The organism is Archangium primigenium, from assembly GCF_016904885.1.
GTDB classification, from domain to species: domain Bacteria; phylum Myxococcota; class Myxococcia; order Myxococcales; family Myxococcaceae; genus Cystobacter; species Cystobacter primigenius.
Genome location: NZ_JADWYI010000001.1, coordinates 3745337 through 3763150, shown reverse-complemented (window position 1 = coordinate 3763150; position 17814 = coordinate 3745337). Strand labels below are relative to the sequence as shown.

The following is a 17814-nucleotide window of genomic DNA, read 5'->3' as shown; positions in this document are numbered from 1 at the left end:
GGCAGTCTACACCGCCCCGCCCGGGTCCGAAGCGCCAACTGAGCCCTCCGCCGCCCGGGGCGCAACGCCCGTGCTCCGTCCGCATCTCACCAAGCGAATAACCACGAGGGGACGCCTGCTTGCAGGCCCTGGGGGCCCGTATTACAGCAGGCCCCGTCCCGGATGGTTCATGGACCGGAGGAGAACAACATGGCTGGCGCCGACGTGGTGAACGTTAAAGACGGGGATTTCAAGAAGGAAGTGCTGGATTCCGCCGAGCCCGTGCTCGTGGACTTCTGGGCCACCTGGTGCGGGCCCTGCCGCGCCATCGCGCCGTCCGTCGATGCCCTGGCCACCCAGTACAAGGGGCAGGTCAAGGTGACCAAGATGAACATCGACGAGAACCAGGGCACGCCGCAGAACTACGGCATCCGCTCCATCCCCACCCTGCTCATCTTCAAGGGCGGCCGGGTCGTGGAGACGATCATCGGCTCCGTGCCCAAGTCGAAGATCGAGGACGCGATGAAGAAGGCCCTCAACGCCTGAGGTGGCCCTACTCGCCCCGCCACGAATCCGTGGCGGTGTGCGCCTTGAGCAGCTCCCACGCCGCGAGCGCGTCCACCACGCGCTCCAGCTCGTTGGACAGGCCCCGGGCGCGGGGTGAGCGCAGGAACTCCTCGGCGAACGCGCGCAGGCGCGTGTCCAGGAAGAGCCGCGCCAGCGCCACCTCCGTCTGGCCGTAGAACTCCTCGAAATGCACGCCGAACCCCGAGGGCTCCCCCTCGCGGCGGGGCCGCTGCTCGCGCACCACCCGGGCCCGGGCCTCCACCGGCGCCGCGCCCGGCTCCAGCGAGAAGCGCACGCGCACCTCGGTGTCCAGGGGCAGGAAGAAGGTGCTCTCCAGGAAGGCGCCCCCCACGCTCACGTTGGTCGAGCGCAGCGTGGCGGTGAAGCGCCGCTCGCCGTCCCGCTCCACCCACACCTCCACGCTCGTGGCGAGGCTGGCCCGGGGAAAGCTCCGGTGCTCGGTCTCCTCGGCGCTCCCCTGGGCGATGACGGGCGAGAAGAAGGGGCGCGGCGCGGCCGGGGCGGGCGCCGGGGCGAAGCGCGAGGCGAAGGGCGCGGGCCGAGGCGCGGACACCGGGGCCGCCGGGGTCGGCGAAACGGTCGCCGCGGACCGTGGGGGGAGCAAGGGTTCCGGGCGGGGGGCGGGCGCCGGGGCCGCCGGGCGGGACGGAGGGGCCTCGGCCCCCGGGTTTTTCAGCGGGGCGGATGTCTTCCTGCGCGAGCCCTTGCCGTCCATCGTCTTCCTCCGCGGGCGCGGGAGCGATTTGCGTACCCCCGGCGACGGGTTTCATACACCATGCGCCCCTTCGTCCGCGCCTGGAGATCGCGATGTTGGGAAACCTCCTCAAGCCCGAGTTCGACGAACTCATCGCCGCCAAGAATTGGAGCGCGCTGCGCGACGCCTTCTCGGAAGTGGACCCGGCGGACATCGCCGAGGTGATCGAGGATCTGCCCGCCGACGAGAGCGGCATCATCTTCCGGCTGCTGCCCCGGGACGCGGCGGCGCAGGTGTTCGAGTACTTGCCGCCCTCCCAGCAGACGGAGATCGTCGACACGCTGGGCCGCGAGCAGCTCAAGAACCTGCTGGACGAGATGGCGCCGGACGATCGCACGCGCCTGTTGGAGGAGCTGCCGGCGGAGGTGACCAAGCGGCTGCTCACGTCGCTGTCGCCCGAGCAGCTCAAGCTGGCGCGCAGCCTCTTGGGCTACCCGGAGAAGAGCGCCGGCCGGTACATGACGCCGGAGTACCTCACCCTGCCGGGCAACCTCACGGCGGGCGCCGCGCTGGACTACGTGCGCACCCACGGCCAGGGCCGCGAAACCCTCCACGTGCTCTACATCGTGGACGAGAAGGGCCGGCTCCTGGACGACGTGCGGCTCGCGGCGCTCGTGATGGCCGTGCCCAGCACCCCCGTCACCGACATCCATGACCGGCAACTGGTGAGCATCCCCGCGACGGCCGAGCGCGAGGAGTTCATCAGCATGTTCGAGAAGTACGACCGGGTGGCGCTGCCGGTGACGGACTCGCGGGGCGTGCTGGTGGGCATCATCACCGTGGACGACGTGCTGGACGCGGCCGAGGAGGAGGCCACCGAGGACATCCAGCGCATCGGCGGCATGGAGGCGCTCGAGGCGCCCTACATGGACATCGGCATCGTGGGCATGCTGCGCAAGCGCGTGGGCTGGCTCACCGTGCTCTTCGTGGGGCAGATGTTCACCGCCACCGCCATGGCGCACTACCAGGACGCCGTCGCCCAGGCGGTGTTCCTGGGCACCTTCGTGCCCCTCATCATCTCCTCCGGCGGCAACTCGGGCTCCCAGGCCACCTCGCTCATCATCCGCGCGCTCGCCGTGCGCGACGTGTCGCTGCACGACTGGTGGAAGGTGGCGCTCCGGGAGATGATCAGCGGCCTGACGCTCGGCGTGTTCCTCGGACTGCTCGGCTTCTTTCGCATCCTGCTGTGGCCCGAGCGGGAGATCCTCTACGGGCCGCACTTCGCCTGGGTGGGCGTGGCGGTGGGCCTGAGCGTGGTGGGCGTGGTGACCTTCGGCACGCTGTGCGGCTCGATGCTGCCCTTCCTCTTGCGGCGGCTCGGGTTGGATCCCGCCACCGCCTCGGCGCCCTTCGTGGCCACGCTGGTGGACGTCACCGGCGTGGTCATCTACTTCACCGTCATCACCCTCATCCTGACTGGCCGGGCGCTGTAGCCGCCCGCGCCTCGCGCCGCCAGTCCAGGCAGTGCCAGAGCCGGTAGGTCGTCACCGGCCGCTCCCCCCGGCGCACCGTCACGGGGGGCAGCGCGCGCACCTCGCCGCAGTGGGCCGCCAGGCGCGTGGCCTCGTCGCGCATCGGCTGCCGGTCATCCACCACCACGAGCGCATCCGCGTGGGGCCCCACCCGGTCCCACCAGAAGTCATAGGCGAGCCCCGTGCCGCCCAGGGCCGGATCCGACTGGGTCTCGGGTCGGTCCGGCAGGTAGAAGGCCAGCTCGCTCGCCGTCTTGTAGCCCCACCCCACCACCAACGGCGGCGAGCCCGGCCGGGCCACGCGCTGGCGCCAGTCCTGGACGTGCTCGGCCAGTTGGCGCCAGCCGCTCACCAGGTTGTCCTTCTCCTTGAAGGGAATGGCCGGCCACAGGGGCATCAGGTACATGCCCAGCACCAGGAGCGCCCCCGTGCCCAGCGCGAGGCCCGGGTAGAGCCCCTGGCCCCGCGTGTGCCACCGCGCGTGCCACCGGGCCGCCGTCGCCACGAACACGCCGATGTACGCGGGCGCCACCCAGTTCATCTTCACCCAGTGCAGGGGGCTCACGGCGGAGAAGACGAGCAGCCCCGGCAGGCTCGCGAGGCCCAGCAGCCGGGCGCGGGGATCGCCCCGGAGCGCGGGTCCCACCAACAGGCCCGCCGACAGCAGCAGGGACAGGTAGAGCAGCGGCCCCACCGCCACGGCCTGCAGGCCCAGGTAGCGCCCGAGCAGGTGGGGCTGGAAGCCGTGCACGGTGCGCGCCCGCCCCCGCGTCTGGAAGGCGAACGAGGCCCAGTCATGTTGGGCGTTCCAGATGAAGACGGGCGCGAAGACGGCGAGCGCCACGAGCAGGGCCAGGTACGGATGGGGCGAGCGCAACGAGGCCCGGCCCCGGGGCGACAGCAGCGCGGTGAGGAGGATCTGCGGAGGCAGCAGCGCGGCGGTGTACTTGGACAACATCGCCAGGCCGCAGAGCGCGCCCAGGACGTACCAGCGCCAGCCGCCCCGCCCCGCCCCCTCCCCGTCCGGCAGCACCAGCTCGCACAACACGCGCAGCGCCGCCGTCCAGAAGAGCACCAGGGGCACGTCCGGCGTCATCACCACCGCGCCCAGGCCGAGCAGCACCGTGGCGTTGGCCGCGAGCGCCGCGAGCGCGCCCACCGCCGGCGAGTACAGCCTCCGGCCGAGCGAGTAGAGCAGCCACGTCAGCAGGGTCGCCGACACCACCGCGGGCACGCGCACGCCCAGTTCGCTCGGGCCCAGCAGCTTCACCGACAGGCCGATCCACCACGCGCACATGGGGGGGTGGTCGAAGTACGACCAATCCAGGTGACGCGCGTACTGCCAGTAGTAGGCCTCTTGCGGCGCGAGCTCCACCCGGGCCGCGTAGACGAGCCGGAGCAGGGCCAACACCCCACTGAGCCCCACGACCCGCCGTGTCCAGACTCCGGAGGACTCCTCCGACCACGTCATCACGTACTCCTCATCCGCTCCAGGTGCCGGGCCTTGCTCCCGGCGGCGGGCGAGGGGGGCGAACCATGCCCCAGGCGCGTGCCTGAAACCAGCACCCGCCGGACGGGGCTCACGTCCCCTTGAGGAGCCGGGCCCGCCGGGAGCGGTACAGCCGGGTCAGGAAGTCCTGGAGGATGAGCTCCTGGATCCGCTGCTCACTCGGGAGCATGCGGTTGACATGCAGGTGCAGGCAGCGCTCGGCCAGGTCCTCCAGGCTCCGCGTGAGCCGCCCCTCCCCCTCCGCCTCGCGCCACCGCGCCACCGCCTCGCGGCCTCGCGCCCTCCGCCGCTCGAAGGCGCGCATGCCCGGAGGCGCCTCGGCACCGCTCGGGGGCCAGAGCAGCCGCTCCAGGACACGGCTCTCGCGCCGGTAGCGCTCGCCCAATTGCGCCTCGAAGGCCTTGTCCACGTGGAGCCCGGCGCCGAGTCGGGCGCGGGCCCGGCCCACCACGGCGAGCTTCTCCTCCAGGCAGAAGCCCAGGTCCTCCAAGAGCGCGTCCATGCCCAGCAGGGTCCACCGCCAGCGCGCCTCCGGCCGCGCCGTGCCCTCCCCGCGCAGCAGGGTCAGTACCGCCTCGCTGTCCGCGTGGAACAGCGCCTCGGCCAGCACCACCCCCTCGGCGCCCCCGAGGTGCTCCACCTCGCGCTCATAGGTATCCAGTTGCAGGCGCCACCCGTTTCCCTCGGCCATCGCCGCGGCGCAGACCGCGCGCACCCGGGGCCAGACCTCCCCGTCCAATCGACCGGGCTCGCCCTGGAACCGCAGGCGCAGGTGGCCGTCCGGCTCCGGGGCGCGCACGAAGAACCAGCGCTCCACCGCGCCCGAGGCCTGGAGCCGCTCGAGGAGCGCTCCCACCGGACCCGCGAGCAACCGGTCCAGGGTCGCCGGACCCGCGTGGAACTTCACGTCGAGCCACTCGGTGCCCGGAGGGAAGGTGCGGCGTACTCCGGGCGGCGGCAGCGGGGCCACGCGCGTCGGCGGCGAGGGCTCGACTCCCGAGCGCGTCCGCACGAAGGGCACCACCAGCTCGTGCTGATAGCCCCCCTCCTCGCCCCGGGCGCACAGCGCCTCCGGTCCGGGAAACAGCTCCTCCAGGACCGCGTTCGCGCGCTCCTTGACGGCGTGCACGAGCGTCTCCACGCACAGCACGTTGTCCAGATCGATGGGGAGCTGGTTGTCCGCGTCCCGCAGGCAGATCCACCGGGGCAGCCGCGCCTCGTGGCGGAAGGCTTGGACGGCCTCGAAGCGCCCGGCGCCCTGGAGCGCGCCCCAGGCCCTCAGCTGGCGGGCCTCCACATTCCAGCGCGCGAGCGACAGCACCGCGCGTCCCCACACCACCCGCGGCAGGAAGGCCGCCGTCGCCAGGGGTCCCCAGCTGAACTGGAGCCCCGAGACCTGCCCGTGCTGGAGCAGACCCAGGAACCGGTAGAGGCCCAGGCCGTAGGCCGAGTAGTTGTGGGCATTGCTCAGCCGGGGGACGACCTCCCGGTCCAGGCGCCGCGAGCGCAGGACGATGCGCTCCCCCTCCACGCCCACCCACAGGTCCTCGAGGGCAATGCGGTGCGCGTCATCCGCGCCCGACGCGCCCAGGAAGACGAGGTCGTACGGGCGCAGTTGGGGACGGCAGGTGACGTTGCCCATGCGATCCTGCGGCAGGTGGACGACCTCGGCGAAGAGGACGTCGGGGCGCAGGGCCTCCTCGGCCCGCAGGTGCGCCTGGACCTGCGCCTCCAGCGCGGGCGAGCCATGGCAGAAGCGGCCCAGGTAGGAGCCGGCCGAGGGCGCGTGGAGGTTCTCCACCAGCACCTGGAAGTCCCCTCGGGCCACCGCCTCCGCGGAGGCGCCCACCAGGGTGGCCAGCACCCCGAAGGCGTCCGGCAACGGAGGCGGCTCGCGGCCCGCCGACAGCGTCTGGAGATCCTCCGGCGTGAGCCGCAGCTCCTGGAGGCCCGCGCCCCGCAGGGCCTCGAGCCGTCGCGACAGGTGGGCCCACTTCTCGCTCCAGCGCCCCCGCTCCTCTTGAGGCTCCCGGGGAAGGACGAAGCCCTCCAGCAGGGGGCCCGTTCCCCGTCCCGGCCCCTGGGAGAGGACGGCGCCGATGCCGTTCTCCTCGTCCAGCGCCTCCGCGAGCGGCACGGCGCGGCCCTGGTAGCGCTCCAGGAAACGCTGGCGGAAGCGCTCCAGCGGGTGGGGGCGTGGGGTCATCAACCGGCGCAGGGCCTCCACGCCGCGCAGCAGCTCGTCGAGCACGGGCGCGGACACCGTGGCCTCGGGCGTGGCGCGGAACATGTCCACCTGGAAGAGCCGGGACAGCTCCACCGGCACGGGCAGCGACTCCAGGGCATGCGCCACCTCGCGGTAGGCGTCCGGGGACAGGCCCAGGGGCTGCGCGTCCATGAGCGCCAGGGACGTCTGGACCGAGGCCAGCCGCTCGCCCACGGCGTGGAGCTCGGGCACGTGCCGGGCCTCCGCGAGCAGGTGCGGCACGGGCTCGGGCCCCGTGAGCGTGGGCGCCCAGGTGGGCAGCAGGAGCTGCTCGGCCGCCAACGTGTCCACGTACGCGAGCGCATCGTCGAGACCGACGCCCGTCTCCTCCGCCAGCGCCCGGGCCAGGGCGGGCAGCGTCAGGCCTGGACGCGCGCGCTCGAGCGTGGCGTCCAGGTGGGGCGCGGTGTCGACGGCGACCAGGTGATAGGCGCGCGAGCGGCCCCGCGACGACATCTCCAGGTAGCGCAGCCGTCCGGCGAGCCGGTAGAGGCTGGAGTTGGGCACGTACCGCAACGCGCGCCGCACCTCGGGCTGTTGGCGCACCTGCTCCACGAGCGCGCAGACGTAGTCCATGTCCAGGCGCGTGTGCCGGCCGAGCGCCCCGCGCCCGGGGATGTCCAGGCGCGTGTGCTCCGCCACCCGCCCGAGGGACAGGCCCGCGAAGAGTCCGAAGGGCGTGGCGCGGCCCGCCATGCGCGCCAGGTAGCGCACCAGGGTGCGCTCCACCTTCTGTCCCCGCTCCGACTCCGGCGCGGACTCCCACACCGGCAGGCTCTCCACGAGCAGGGGCGAGGCCACGAACAGCGCCTCGCGCACGACGGGCAGCGCCACCCAGCGGCGCAGTCGCTCCCGGAGCACGGCGCGGTCCCGGACGAGCGCGGCCTCGCGCGCCCCGGCCTCCGCCCGCGAGGCCTCGAGCCCATCGCCCCACTCCACCAGGACGTCGAAGGACAACAAGGGCGTGCGCAAGGCGAAGAAACCGGACGGAACGGCGCCTGACTCGTGCTCGTGCATGGACTCCCCCCGAGGGAGGACCCTAGCAGGCGCCCCGAGACGGCTCCGTCACGCCCCCCGGCCTCTGTCGGGCCGAGGACGGCGCCGGGGCTCAGAACATGTGGCGGCGCATGCTGATGTTCACGAGCAGGCCGATGCAGAGCATCACGCTCACCAGCGACGAGCCGCCATAGCTCAACAGCGGCAGGGTGATGCCCGTCACCGGCAGCAGGCCAATCACCATCCCGATGTTCTCGAACACCTGCCAGAAGATCATCGCCACCACGCCCACGGCAGCGAAGGCGCCGAAGCGGTCGCGCGCGGTGAAGCCCACGCCCAGGCCCAGCACGAAGACGAGCCCGTAGAGCACCAAGAGCAGCACGCACTTGAGGAAGCCGTGCTCCTCGGCCCACACGGAGAAGATGAAGTCCGTGTGCTGCTCGGGCAGGAAGGACAGACCCGTCTGGGTGCCCTCCTTCCATCCCTTGCCATGCAGGCCGCCGGAGCCCACGGCGATCTTCGACTGGGCGGCGTGGTAGCCGCTGCCGCGCAGGTCCGACTCCGGATCCAACCACCCGGAGATGCGCTTGCTCTGGTGCGGCTTGAGCAAGTGGCGCACGACGGTGGTGCGCGGCTCGGGCATCTCGCGCACGTAGTCGTTCCAGATGATGCCCGCGCCGGAGAGGAAGCCCACGACGATCACCGCCACCAGGTACCAGCGCACCTTGCCGAACAGGATGACCGTGGCCGAGGACAACAGCATCATCAACGCCGTGCCCAGGTCCGGCTGCACCAGCACGAGCGTGGTGGGCACCATCACCACGAGCACCGGCTTGATGAGGCGCTTGATGCCGTAGGAGCCCTCCCCCGGCTTGAAGTCGTCGTGGTAGACCTTGGCGAGCATGAGCAGCACGCCGATCTTCATGAACTCGGCGGGCTGGATACGGATGGGGCCGACGACGAACCAGCTCTCCGCGCCCTTGGCCTTGTGCCCGAACAGCCGCAGCGCCAGGAGCGCCACGATGTTGAGCACGTAGATGGGCAGCGCCATGTTCTTGATGACGCGGTAGTCCACCAGACACACCACGAGCGCGGCCAGGATGCTGACGCCCACGTAGGCCGCCTGGCTCGTCCACACCGGCGAGGCCTGCGAGCGCGAGGCCGAGGCCAGGTTGAAGATGCCCAGCCCCATCACCGCCAGCACGCTGAGAATCAGGCCCCACGGGACGTGGGGCAGCATGCGGCGCTCAATGCGCAACTGCATCCGAGCCTCCCGTTCCGGCCGCCGGGGGCTGCGTGCCCCGGGACAGCGTGCCCTGGTTCTGGATGGGCGCGGTCTCCAGCGCCGGGGCGGACGTGTCCGCCTTGGCCCTCGCGGCGTCCTCCTTCTTCAGCTCGAAGTACTTCTGCAGGACGATCATGCCGCCGGGCGCGGCGTCGGCGCCACCGTGGCCGCCGTGCTCGTTGAGCACCACGATGGCGATCTCCGGATCATCTGCCGGGGCGATGCCCGCGAACCACGCGTGGTCGCGCTGGAAGAAGTCCATCTGGTGCTCCTTGAGACGCACCGCGCCGATGGCCGCCACCTGCGCGCTGCCCGTCTTGCCCGCGATCACCACTTCCTTGAGGTGCTCGCGCACGCCCGCGGCGGCGCGATAGGCCGTGCCGCCCGGCTCGTTCACCGTGGCCACGAGCGCATCCATCACCGCCTTGCGGTGCGCCTCGGGGATCGTCACCTTGCGCACCACCTGCGGGTCGAACTTCTCCACCACGCTGCCATCCAGGCCCTCCACACGCTCGACGAGCTGGGGCTTGAACAGCGTGCCGCCGTTGGCGATGGCCGCGTAGAGCATCACCACCTGCAGGGGCGTGGCGTTCACGTCGCCCTGGCCCATGACGCTGTTGAGCGCCATGCCCTTGGTGTAGCCGCCGGGGGACACCTTGTCGTGGTACTCGGTGGACGGCATGATGCCGGGCACCTCGGCGAGCACGCCAATGCCCGTGGGCGAGCCCATGCCCAGCGACTTGGCCATGTCCGCGATGGGATCCAACCCGATGGTGTCCGCCACCTTGTAGAACCACGAGTCGCACGAGTACTGCAGCGCCGTCTTGCCGTTGACGGGGCCGTGGCCGCTGTCCTTGTGGCAGCGCCAGGCCCGCGCGCCGAGCCGGTAGCTGCCCGTGCAGGTGACGGTGCTCTCCGGCCGGAACAGGCCCGACTTGTAGGCGGCCAGCGTGGAGATGACTTTAAAGGTGGAGCCGGGGCTGAAGTGGTTGGCCGAGACGCGGTTGACCATGGGCTGGAGTGGATCGCGCGCCAGGGCGTACATCTGCGAGGGCGTGATGCGGCCGGTGAGCAGGTTGGAGTCGAAGCCGGGGCGCGACACCAGCGCGCGGATGAAGCCCGTCTTCACGTCCACCACCACCATGGCGCCCGCGGAGCCCGGGAATGCCTGCTCGGCGGCCTCCTGCAGGCGCATGTCCAGCGACAGCACCAGGTTGTTGCCCGGCCGCGAGGGCAGCATCGTGTCCTGGCCCAGCTTGTTGTTGAACTCCTCGAGCACCCGGCCGCGCGCGTTGACGACCTCCTTGCGCACCCCGTCCGTGCCGCACAGCGCGTACTCGAACGAGCGCTCCAGGCCGCGTCGGCCGACGTAGTCGCCCAGCGCGTAGTGGCCGCCCTCGGCGTTGAGCCGCTCGAGCTCCTCCGGATTGATCTCGTTCATGTAGCCGAGCACGTGCGACAGCACGCTCCCGGTGCGGTAGTTGCGGTGGGGCACCGGCACCACTTCCACGCCGTCGAGCATGTCGCGCCGGGCATTGATGCGGTCGTACTCGTCCCGGGTGAGGTCCACGCGCACCGGCAGCGGGATGAAGGGCGCGGCGCGGCGGGCGATGCGGATCTGATCCTCCATGCGCTTGCGCGTGGGCTCGTCCCAGCCGAGCAGCTCACCCAGGCGCGGCAGCACCTCGTCGGCGCAGTTGGTGCAGAAGGCCGGGGTGATGAAGGCGTCGAAGGAGGGGCGGCTGTCCACGAGGATGGCGCCGCGGCGGTCCTTGATGAGGCCGCGATCGGCGCGCAGGCGCACCTCCTTCACGAAGTTGGCCACGCTCTTGGCCGCGTACTCCTCGCCCTGGGTGATCTGCAGCCGGTAGAGCTGCACGGAGAGCACCACCATGCCCAGCACCATGGCCAGGCCCAGCCAGACGAAGCGGCGCTTGAGGTCGCGCCCGGGGGTGGTCTCGGAGAGGGTCGTCAACGCAAGAGTCCCGCGGAGGAGGAACGATCCTGCGACACCTCGAAGCGCCGCAGCAGGGGATAGAGCAGGGCCGCCGCCACGCCCGTGAGCGCCACCTGCAGGGGCAGGCCCGGGAGGATCGCCGAGGCCGAGCCATCCTTGGTGGTGAGCCAGGTGAAGAAGCCCGTGAGCGCGCCGTGGGTCACGTCACCCCCCATGGCGAAGAGCACGAAGGACGCCCGGCCCCGCACGTCCGTGAGCCGCGCCACCAGCCGGCCGATGAGGAAGATGAAGACGGCCAGGAAGGTGAACAGCCCCGTGGGCTGGCCGCTCATCAGGTCCAGCAGGTAGCCCACGGCGAACGAGGAGATGGCGCCCTCGATGGTGCTGGCGCGCAGGGCCAGGAAGGCCACGAGCACCACCGTCACGTCGATGCGGCTGATGGCCAGGCCCAGCTGCTGCACCAGCACCGACTCCAGCGTCAGCAGCACGAGCGCCAGGGCCACGGTGACCAGGAACTTCATCGCGTGCCCCCCTCCTGCTGGGACTGGGCCATGGAGCCAAAGGCGTTGCCGCGCACGAGCACCTCCTCCAGCCGCGTGGTGTCCACCGCGGGAACGATGTCTCCGCCCAGGAACATGCCGTGCTCGGTCTTCTCCAGGTGCGTCACCGTGCCTACCACCAGGCCCGGCGGATACACCCCGTCCGTGCCCGAGGTGATGATGAGGTCGCCCTCCTGGATGTCCTCGGTGCGCAGCATGTTCTCCAGTTGCAGGGGGCCCTTGCCCGCGCCGGCCGCGGTACCCCGCGAGCGCGAGCGCTGCACCCGCACGCCCACCCGGCTCTGCGCGTCCGTCACCAGCACCACGTCCGCCCAGCCGCCCGTCGTGCGCACCACCTGGCCCACGATGCCGTCGGGCGTCACCACGGACATGCCGCGGAACACCCCGTCCGACTCGCCCCGGTTGATGCGCACCGACAGGAGCTTGCTCACCGGGTTGACCCCGATGACCCGCGCGGCGATGTCCGGCCCCGGCGAGGACTCCGAGTAGCCGAGCAGGCCCCGCAGCCGATCATTCTCCACCCGGGCCTCGCCCAGTGCCTGGACGCTCGCCCTCAGCTGGAGGTTCTCCGCGCGCAGCTGCTCGTTCTCCTGGCGGACCTCCCGCAGGTCCAGGTAGCCGAACACCATGGCCTTCACCCCATCGATGAGGCCCACCAGCCCGCGCTGCAAGGGAGCGGTCAGGCCGATGACGGCACGGTCCAAGACATTGGGCTCCCGGCCGCGTCGCCCCGTCGTCAGGAAGGACCCGAACGGGTAGAGCAGCAAGGCTCCCACGATGAGTAGCGTCCGGTAGCGCTTGAGAAGCGACAACACTTCGTGGAGGTCCGTGTGGGAGAGGGGGAGCGGGAGGCGGCGGGGGGAGGCGCTAACTACTCTGAATCGCTTGCTTTATCCGGGGTGTTGCTCTAGGCAGTCAAGGCCTTCACGGAGGGGGACGTCACAACTTCCCACTTCCGACCGGGCACCCAACACACGCGCTTCGGGAAACCTTCCAATCCGGGGGCGTTCCCGTCGCATTCAAGTCACGGAAACGGTCACGGCATCATGGGCTCTCTGGATCCGCGCAAGGTCTTCTCGCTCCTCTTCATCATCGCGATCGCGGTGGTGTTCACCGTCCAGTTCGGCCCGGGCAACAACGGGTTCGCCAACACGGGAGGGGGCGCGGCGCCCTCGGCCGCCGCGGTGGTCAACGGCAAGGAAATTCCCGCCAACGAGTTCCTGCGGGAGTACGCGGGTCAGCTCCAGTACCTGCGGCAGCAGGGCCAGCCCATCACCGAGGCGGTCGCCCGGCAGTTCGGCCTGCCCAAGACGGTGCTGGACCGGCTGGTGAACACCGAGCTGCTCTCCCAGGCCGCCGCCCAGCACGGGGTGCGCGCCTCGGACGAGGAGATCCTCAAGATCCTCCAGCGCAGCCCCGAGTTCCAGAAGGACGGCCAGTTCGACTACCCCACCTACACCCAGGTCCTGCGCGACTACTTCCGCCAGACCCCGGCGGACTACGAGGAGTCGCTGCGCAAGCGCCTGACCGCCCAGAAGATGCTGGGCGTGGTGCAGAACGGCGTGGTCGTCTCCGACGACGAGGTGCGCACCCGCTTCGAGAAGGAGGGCAACCAGGCCCGCGTGGTGTTCGCCCGCTTCCTGCCGAGCATGTACGCGGACAAGGTCGCCGCGCCCACCGCCGCCGAGCTCGCCGCCTTCAAGCAGGGCCACGAGAAGGAGATCAAGGAGTACTACGAGACCAACCGCTTCCTCTACCAGCAGCCCGAGCGCATCCGCGCCCGGCAGATCCTGGTGAAGCTCGCGCCCGAGGCCACGCCCGAGCAGAAGTCCCAGGCGCTCGCGCGCGCCCAGGCCCTGCGTCAGGAGCTCGAGGGCGGCAAGGACTTCGCCACCGTGGCGAGCGCCAGCAGCGAGGACCCGGGCACCAAGGCCAGCGGCGGCGACCTGGGCTGGGTGGAGCGCGGCAACTGGGATCCGGCCCTGGCCAACGCCGCCTTCGCGCTGGAGGCCGGCAAGGTGACCGAGCCGGTGGAGACGCGCTTTGGCGTGCACCTGGTGAAGGTGGAGGAGAAGAAGCCGGCCCAGGACCGCACGCTCGAGCAGGTGCAGGACGAGATTGCCACCTCGCTCTACAAGAAGGACAAGGCCCAGGGCACGGCGCGCGCCGAGGCGGACAAGGCCCTGGCCGCGGCCAAGGGCGGCAAGACGCTCGCCACGCTGTTCCCGCCGGAGAAGGAGGGCCAGCCGGCGCTCCTGCGCTTCGAGACCGAGACGCGCCCGGAGGCCGTGCAGACGGACACCTTCACCGCCGCCGCCTCCAACATCCCCCACCTGGGCCCGGCGCCGGACCTCGTCACCGCCGTGTTCGCCACCAAGGGCCCCGCCCTGCTCGAGCAGGCCTACCCCGTGGGCGAGGGCTTCGTGATCGCCCAGGTGACCGAGCGCCAGCTGCCGGATGACACGAAGTTCGCCGAGAAGAAGACCGAGCTGCGCCAGCAGGCCGAGCAGGCCAAGCAGTACGAGGTGGCCGACTCCTTCCTCAAGGCGCTGCGCCAGAGCGGCAAGGTGGAGACCAACCCCACCGTGCTCGACCAGGCCGTGGGCGGCTAGTCACCCGGGGCCCGTCCCCTCCGAGGGCCCCACCGGGCGCCGTCTCCCCCACGGGAGCGGCGCCCGTCGTCATTTCCGGCCGATGCGCGACGCCACGCCCGCGGGCCGGTCCATGTGGGGCACGGCCACCCGGATGTCGTCCCGGCCCCGGGCCTTGGCCTCGTACATGGCGAAGTCCGCCGCCCGCACCAGGTCCACCGCGGACAGGGCGTGCTCGGGGTAGGTGGCCACGCCCAGGCTCGCCGTCACCATCAGGTCCAGCTCCGCCGCCTGCTGGAAGCGCTGGTTGCGGAAGGCATCGCGGATGCGCGTGGCCGTGATCACCGCGCCGTCCGTGCCCGTCTCCACCAGCAGCAGGGCGAACTCGTCCCCGCCGTAGCGAAAGACGTAGTCGAGCTGGCGGCAGCACGACATGAGCAGATCGCCCACCTCGCGCAGCACGGCGCTGCCCACCAGGTGCCCGTGCGCGTCGTTGATGGACTTGAAGTGATCCAGGTCCAGGAAGACGAGCGACACCGGGTGGTGGAAGCGCTGGGAGCGGCGCACCTCGTGCTCGAGCTGGGCGCGCAGGTGGCGGGCGTTGTAGACGCCCGTGTGCTCGTCCTTGATGGTGAGCTCCTGCACCCGCCGGAAGTTGCGCGCGTTCTCGATGGCGATGGCCGCGAAGTCCGCGATCGCCGTGAGCGCCATCAAATCTTCCTGGTTGAAGGGCCGATCCGACAGCCCGTTGACCAGCTCGATGACACCCAGCACCTGGCCGCGCGCGATGAGCGGCACGGCCACGATGGAGCGGGTGCGGAAGGTGGAGGCGGCATCGAAGCGGGCGGCGAAGGCCGGATCATGCGATACGTCCGCCACCAGCCGCGCCGCGCCCGTGGAGAACACCGTGCCAGCGATGCCCTCGCCTGGAGCGAGCTGCAGGCCCTTGAGGACCTCGGCCCCCTCCCCCACGGCGATCTCGAAGTACAGCTTTCCCGTCCGCTCGTCCTGCAGCAGCAGGGACCAGTTCCGAGGCCGCAGCAGGCTGCGCACCTTCTCCATCATCAAACTGAGGACCTCGCGCAGTTCGAGCGTGGAGGTCAACGCCTTGGCGATGTCGTTGTAGGCGGCGAGCTGCTCCACCGTGCGCGTCATGGCCGCGAGCAGGTCCGCGGGATTCATCCAGATCCACTCCAGGGCGCAGTTCTGCTAGAGCCGAGCCGTAACATGCACACACCAGTGGGTCAAACCCAGCTCGTTCTCGCCTCGGCCTCGCCGCGGCGGCGGGAGTTGCTCGGCCAGCTTGGCCTCGTCTTCGAGGTGTCGGCCGCGGACATCGACGAAACCCCCACGGCGGGCGAGGAGGCGGGAGCCTACGTGCTGCGGCTGGCGCGGGAGAAGGCCCGGGCCGTGGCCGCCCGGCGACCCGGCGCCTGGGTGCTGGCCGCCGACACCACCGTGGCGCTCGACGGCATGCTCCTCGGCAAACCCCAGGACGAGGCCGAGGCCCGGGGGATGCTCACGCGATTGTCGGGCAGGACACATGAGGTGCACACCGGCGTGGCGCTCGTCGGAGCGCGCATGACGTCCGTGCTGGTACGCACCCGCGTCACGTTCCGTTCCCTGGGTTCCGAGGAAATCGCCTGGTACGCGGCGACGGGGGAGCCCCTGGACAAGGCGGGCAGCTACGCCATCCAGGGCAAGGGGGGATTCCTGGTGGCCTCGGTGGAGGGCAGCCCCACCAACGTCATTGGCCTGCCGCTGGGGGAGACGCTGGCGCTGCTCGGCCAGGCCGGGGTGCCCCTGCCCTGGAGCCCGCGATGAGCCCCCTGGCCGAGCGACTCGCCGCGGTGCGGGCCCGGATGGAGGCGGCGTGTGCCCGGGCGGGCCGGGCGCCTGACTCCGTCACGCTGGTGGCCGTGTCCAAGCTCAAGCCCGGGGCGCTCATCCGCGAGGCGTATGCCGCGGGGCAGCGCGACTTCGGGGAGAACTACGCCCAGGAGCTGCGCGACAAGGCCGTGGAGCTGGCGGACCTGGAGGGGGTGCGCTGGCACGCCATCGGGCCCCTGCAGACGAACAAGGTGAAGTACGTGGCGAAGGTGGCGCACGCCTACCACGCGCTGGAGCGGCTCGAGGTGGCCCAGGAGCTGTCGCGCCGCCGGCTGGAGGCGCCCCTGCCCTGTCAGGTGGAGGTGAACGTGGGCGGCGAGGCGAGCAAGAGTGGCCTCGCCCCGGAGGCCCTCGGCCCGTTCCTCGACGCCGTCCGGGCGCTGCCGGGCCTGCGGGTGGAGGGGCTCATGACGCTGCCGCCGCCCACGGAGCACGAGGACGAGGCCCGGGGTTACTTCCGCGCCCTGCGGGAGCTGGCCCGGACGCATGGCCTCGCGGGCCTGTCCATGGGCACCACGCACGACTTCGAGCTCGCCATCGAGGAGGGGGCCACCCTGGTGCGCGTGGGCACCGCCCTCTTCGGCGAGCGCGCGTGAGCGGCGCGGCTCAAATCTCCCGGAACTTGAAGCGCCCGTTGTCCCCCACCTTCACCAGGAACTCGCAGCCGCAATAGTTGCAGTGCAGTTCCTGGCCGTCCGTGAGCGCGTCATCCAGGGGGTTGTTGGCGTTGCACTCCGGACAGTCGAAGTCCCGCCGCGCGGTCTTGTTGCCGGAATCCGCCTCGTCGTCGTCGTCGTAATGGTCCAGCGGCATGTGGTCCCTCCGGCCCCGGACGTCGGCGTGCCGGGGGGGCCCGAGGCTAGCAGCCCCCCGGACCGAATGCCGCACCGCTTGCGACATTCCGGGCGCCTGCCCGCCTGGTCGCCGCACGAACGGCGGAAGGTGCCTCGGCGTCGGATGGACCACGGGGGGGCGATCAGGGATTGAATGGGCCTCGGGACGATTCGTCCACGAGCATGCAGCCGCGACATGGGACGCTGGCGGGGCAGTTGGCACGCCAGGACGCGGCACCTACGTTGCGCGCCGGCCAACCCGCCGGCCGCGCGCCCGAGCCAGGAGTCATATGCACACGCAGCGCAAGGCGATGTTGACCGGAATGATGTTGGGCCTCCTGGGGTCGGGGGTGGCTCTGGCACAAGGCAACTCGCCCTCCGCGTTTGGTCCCGGGGAGCAGGCCAGCTACCGCGTGCAGTACCTGGGGCTCACCGCGGGCACGGCCCAGGTGACCGTGGGCGCGCCCATGCGCCAGTGGGGCAAGGACGTGTGGCCCATCGTCTCCCTGGCGCGCTCGGAGGCCGTGGCGGGCGTGTGGCCCGTGAAGGACAAGTACGTGTCGTACTGGGACTACAACACGTCGCGGGTGCTCGGCTCGGACATGATGGAGGACCAGAACCACAAGCGCCGCCGCGTGCGCGTGAAGCTCAACGACGACGGCAAGAGCGCGATGGTGGTGCGGCAGAAGGAAGGCGAGGCGCCCGCGGAGAAGCAGATGGACGTGCTGGAGGGCGCGCTCGACGTGGCGGGCGCCACCTTCGCGCTGCGCAACCGCGACCTGGAGGTGGGCCGGGAGTACGCCTACCCCGTCTTCACCGGCTCCAAGAGCTTCCACATGAAGGCGCGGGTGGAGGCCAAGGAGGTGCTCTCCACGAGCAAGGGCAAGCAGGAGGTGTACCGGCTGCGCGTGTACACCGAGTTCTCCGGCAACCTGGCCTCCAAGCGCGACCTGGTGGCGTGGCTGACGACGGATGCGCGGCACCTGCCCGTGCGGCTGGAGGCGGAGCTCGCCCTGGGCTCGCTCGTGGCGGAGTTGACGGAGTACCAGCAGGGCAAGGTCGTCACGCCAGCGCCGGCGGTGACGGCCCAGAACGAATACTAGCCCGCGGCGGGCCGGCGGCCGCGAACAGGG

At 71.2% G+C, this 17814-nt stretch carries 15 protein-coding genes; 6 read left to right on the top strand and 9 right to left on the bottom strand.

Annotation, left to right across the window (positions count from 1 at the left end):
* Positions 1-189 precede the first annotated feature (189 nt).
* Positions 190-525 carry a thioredoxin gene (gene trxA, locus I3V78_RS15590; RefSeq protein ID WP_204488711.1) on the top strand — a complete coding sequence of 112 codons (336 nt, stop codon included), beginning with the start codon at positions 190-192 and terminating at the stop codon, positions 523-525.
* Between the two features lie 7 nt (positions 526-532).
* Here trxA and I3V78_RS15585 read toward each other — a convergent pair whose 3' ends face one another.
* Positions 533-1120, bottom strand: coding sequence for a PilZ domain-containing protein (locus tag I3V78_RS15585; protein WP_338023599.1), 588 nt, complete (start codon positions 1118-1120; stop codon positions 533-535).
* Positions 1121-1374: 254 nt separating this feature from the next.
* Here I3V78_RS15585 and mgtE point away from each other — a divergent pair, with 254 nt between their 5' ends.
* Positions 1375-2754: a magnesium transporter gene (mgtE, locus tag I3V78_RS15580; protein WP_204488707.1), complete on the top strand. Its 1380-nt coding sequence runs from the start codon at positions 1375-1377 to the stop codon at positions 2752-2754.
* On the opposite strand, the gene I3V78_RS15575 is transcribed toward mgtE, so the two are convergent.
* The 6 genes from I3V78_RS15575 to mreC form a co-directional block, all read right to left on the bottom strand.
* Positions 2729-4264: a glycosyltransferase family 39 protein gene (locus I3V78_RS15575; protein WP_204488705.1), complete on the bottom strand. Its 1536-nt coding sequence runs from the start codon at positions 4262-4264 to the stop codon at positions 2729-2731. The genes mgtE and I3V78_RS15575 overlap by 26 nt on opposite strands.
* A 109-nt stretch (positions 4265-4373) precedes the next feature.
* On the bottom strand, positions 4374-7586 hold the full coding sequence (locus I3V78_RS15570; protein ID WP_204488703.1) for a lantibiotic dehydratase: 3213 nt from the start codon (positions 7584-7586) through the stop codon (positions 4374-4376).
* A gap of 91 nt (positions 7587-7677) precedes the next feature.
* On the bottom strand, positions 7678-8829 hold the full coding sequence (rodA, locus tag I3V78_RS15565; protein ID WP_204488701.1) for a rod shape-determining protein RodA: 1152 nt from the start codon (positions 8827-8829) through the stop codon (positions 7678-7680).
* Complete coding sequence (gene mrdA / locus I3V78_RS15560; RefSeq protein WP_239576445.1) at positions 8813-10825, bottom strand: penicillin-binding protein 2; 2013 nt, start codon at positions 10823-10825, stop codon at positions 8813-8815. Before mrdA ends, rodA begins: the two co-directional genes overlap by 17 nt.
* On the bottom strand, positions 10822-11328 hold the full coding sequence (locus tag I3V78_RS15555; protein WP_204488699.1) for a hypothetical protein: 507 nt from the start codon (positions 11326-11328) through the stop codon (positions 10822-10824). The genes mrdA and I3V78_RS15555 overlap by 4 nt, the downstream gene beginning before the upstream one ends.
* Positions 11325-12182, bottom strand: coding sequence for a rod shape-determining protein MreC (gene mreC / locus I3V78_RS15550; RefSeq protein WP_204488697.1), 858 nt, complete (start codon positions 12180-12182; stop codon positions 11325-11327). The genes I3V78_RS15555 and mreC overlap by 4 nt, the downstream gene beginning before the upstream one ends.
* Positions 12183-12413: 231 nt before the next feature.
* Here mreC and I3V78_RS15545 point away from each other — a divergent pair, with 231 nt between their 5' ends.
* Positions 12414-13979: a peptidylprolyl isomerase gene (locus tag I3V78_RS15545; RefSeq protein ID WP_204488695.1), complete on the top strand. Its 1566-nt coding sequence runs from the start codon at positions 12414-12416 to the stop codon at positions 13977-13979.
* A 69-nt stretch (positions 13980-14048) separates the two neighbouring features.
* Here the strand turns inward: I3V78_RS15545 and I3V78_RS15540 are convergent, their stop codons facing one another.
* Positions 14049-15140, bottom strand: a complete 1092-nt coding sequence (locus I3V78_RS15540; RefSeq protein WP_204488693.1) for a GGDEF domain-containing protein — start codon at positions 15138-15140, stop codon at positions 14049-14051.
* Positions 15141-15185: 45 nt separating this feature from the next.
* Between I3V78_RS15540 and I3V78_RS15535 the strand changes: the two genes are divergently transcribed.
* Together I3V78_RS15535 and I3V78_RS15530 are read left to right on the top strand one after the other, a co-directional pair.
* Entirely contained in the window at positions 15186-15782 is a 597-nt protein-coding gene (locus tag I3V78_RS15535; protein WP_204488690.1) for a Maf family protein, read from the top strand.
* Positions 15779-16444, top strand: coding sequence for a YggS family pyridoxal phosphate-dependent enzyme (locus tag I3V78_RS15530; protein ID WP_204488688.1), 666 nt, complete (start codon positions 15779-15781; stop codon positions 16442-16444). The genes I3V78_RS15535 and I3V78_RS15530 overlap by 4 nt, the downstream gene beginning before the upstream one ends.
* A 10-nt stretch (positions 16445-16454) precedes the next feature.
* On the opposite strand, the gene I3V78_RS15525 is transcribed toward I3V78_RS15530, so the two are convergent.
* Complete coding sequence (locus I3V78_RS15525) at positions 16455-16661, bottom strand: hypothetical protein (protein WP_204488686.1); 207 nt, start codon at positions 16659-16661, stop codon at positions 16455-16457.
* Positions 16662-16971: 310 nt separating this feature from the next.
* On the opposite strand from I3V78_RS15525, the gene I3V78_RS15520 reads away from it, so the two are divergent.
* A complete protein-coding gene (locus I3V78_RS15520; RefSeq protein WP_204488683.1) occupies positions 16972-17784 on the top strand; it encodes a DUF3108 domain-containing protein in 813 nt (270 codons plus the stop codon).
* Positions 17785-17814: the final 30 nt, after the last annotated feature.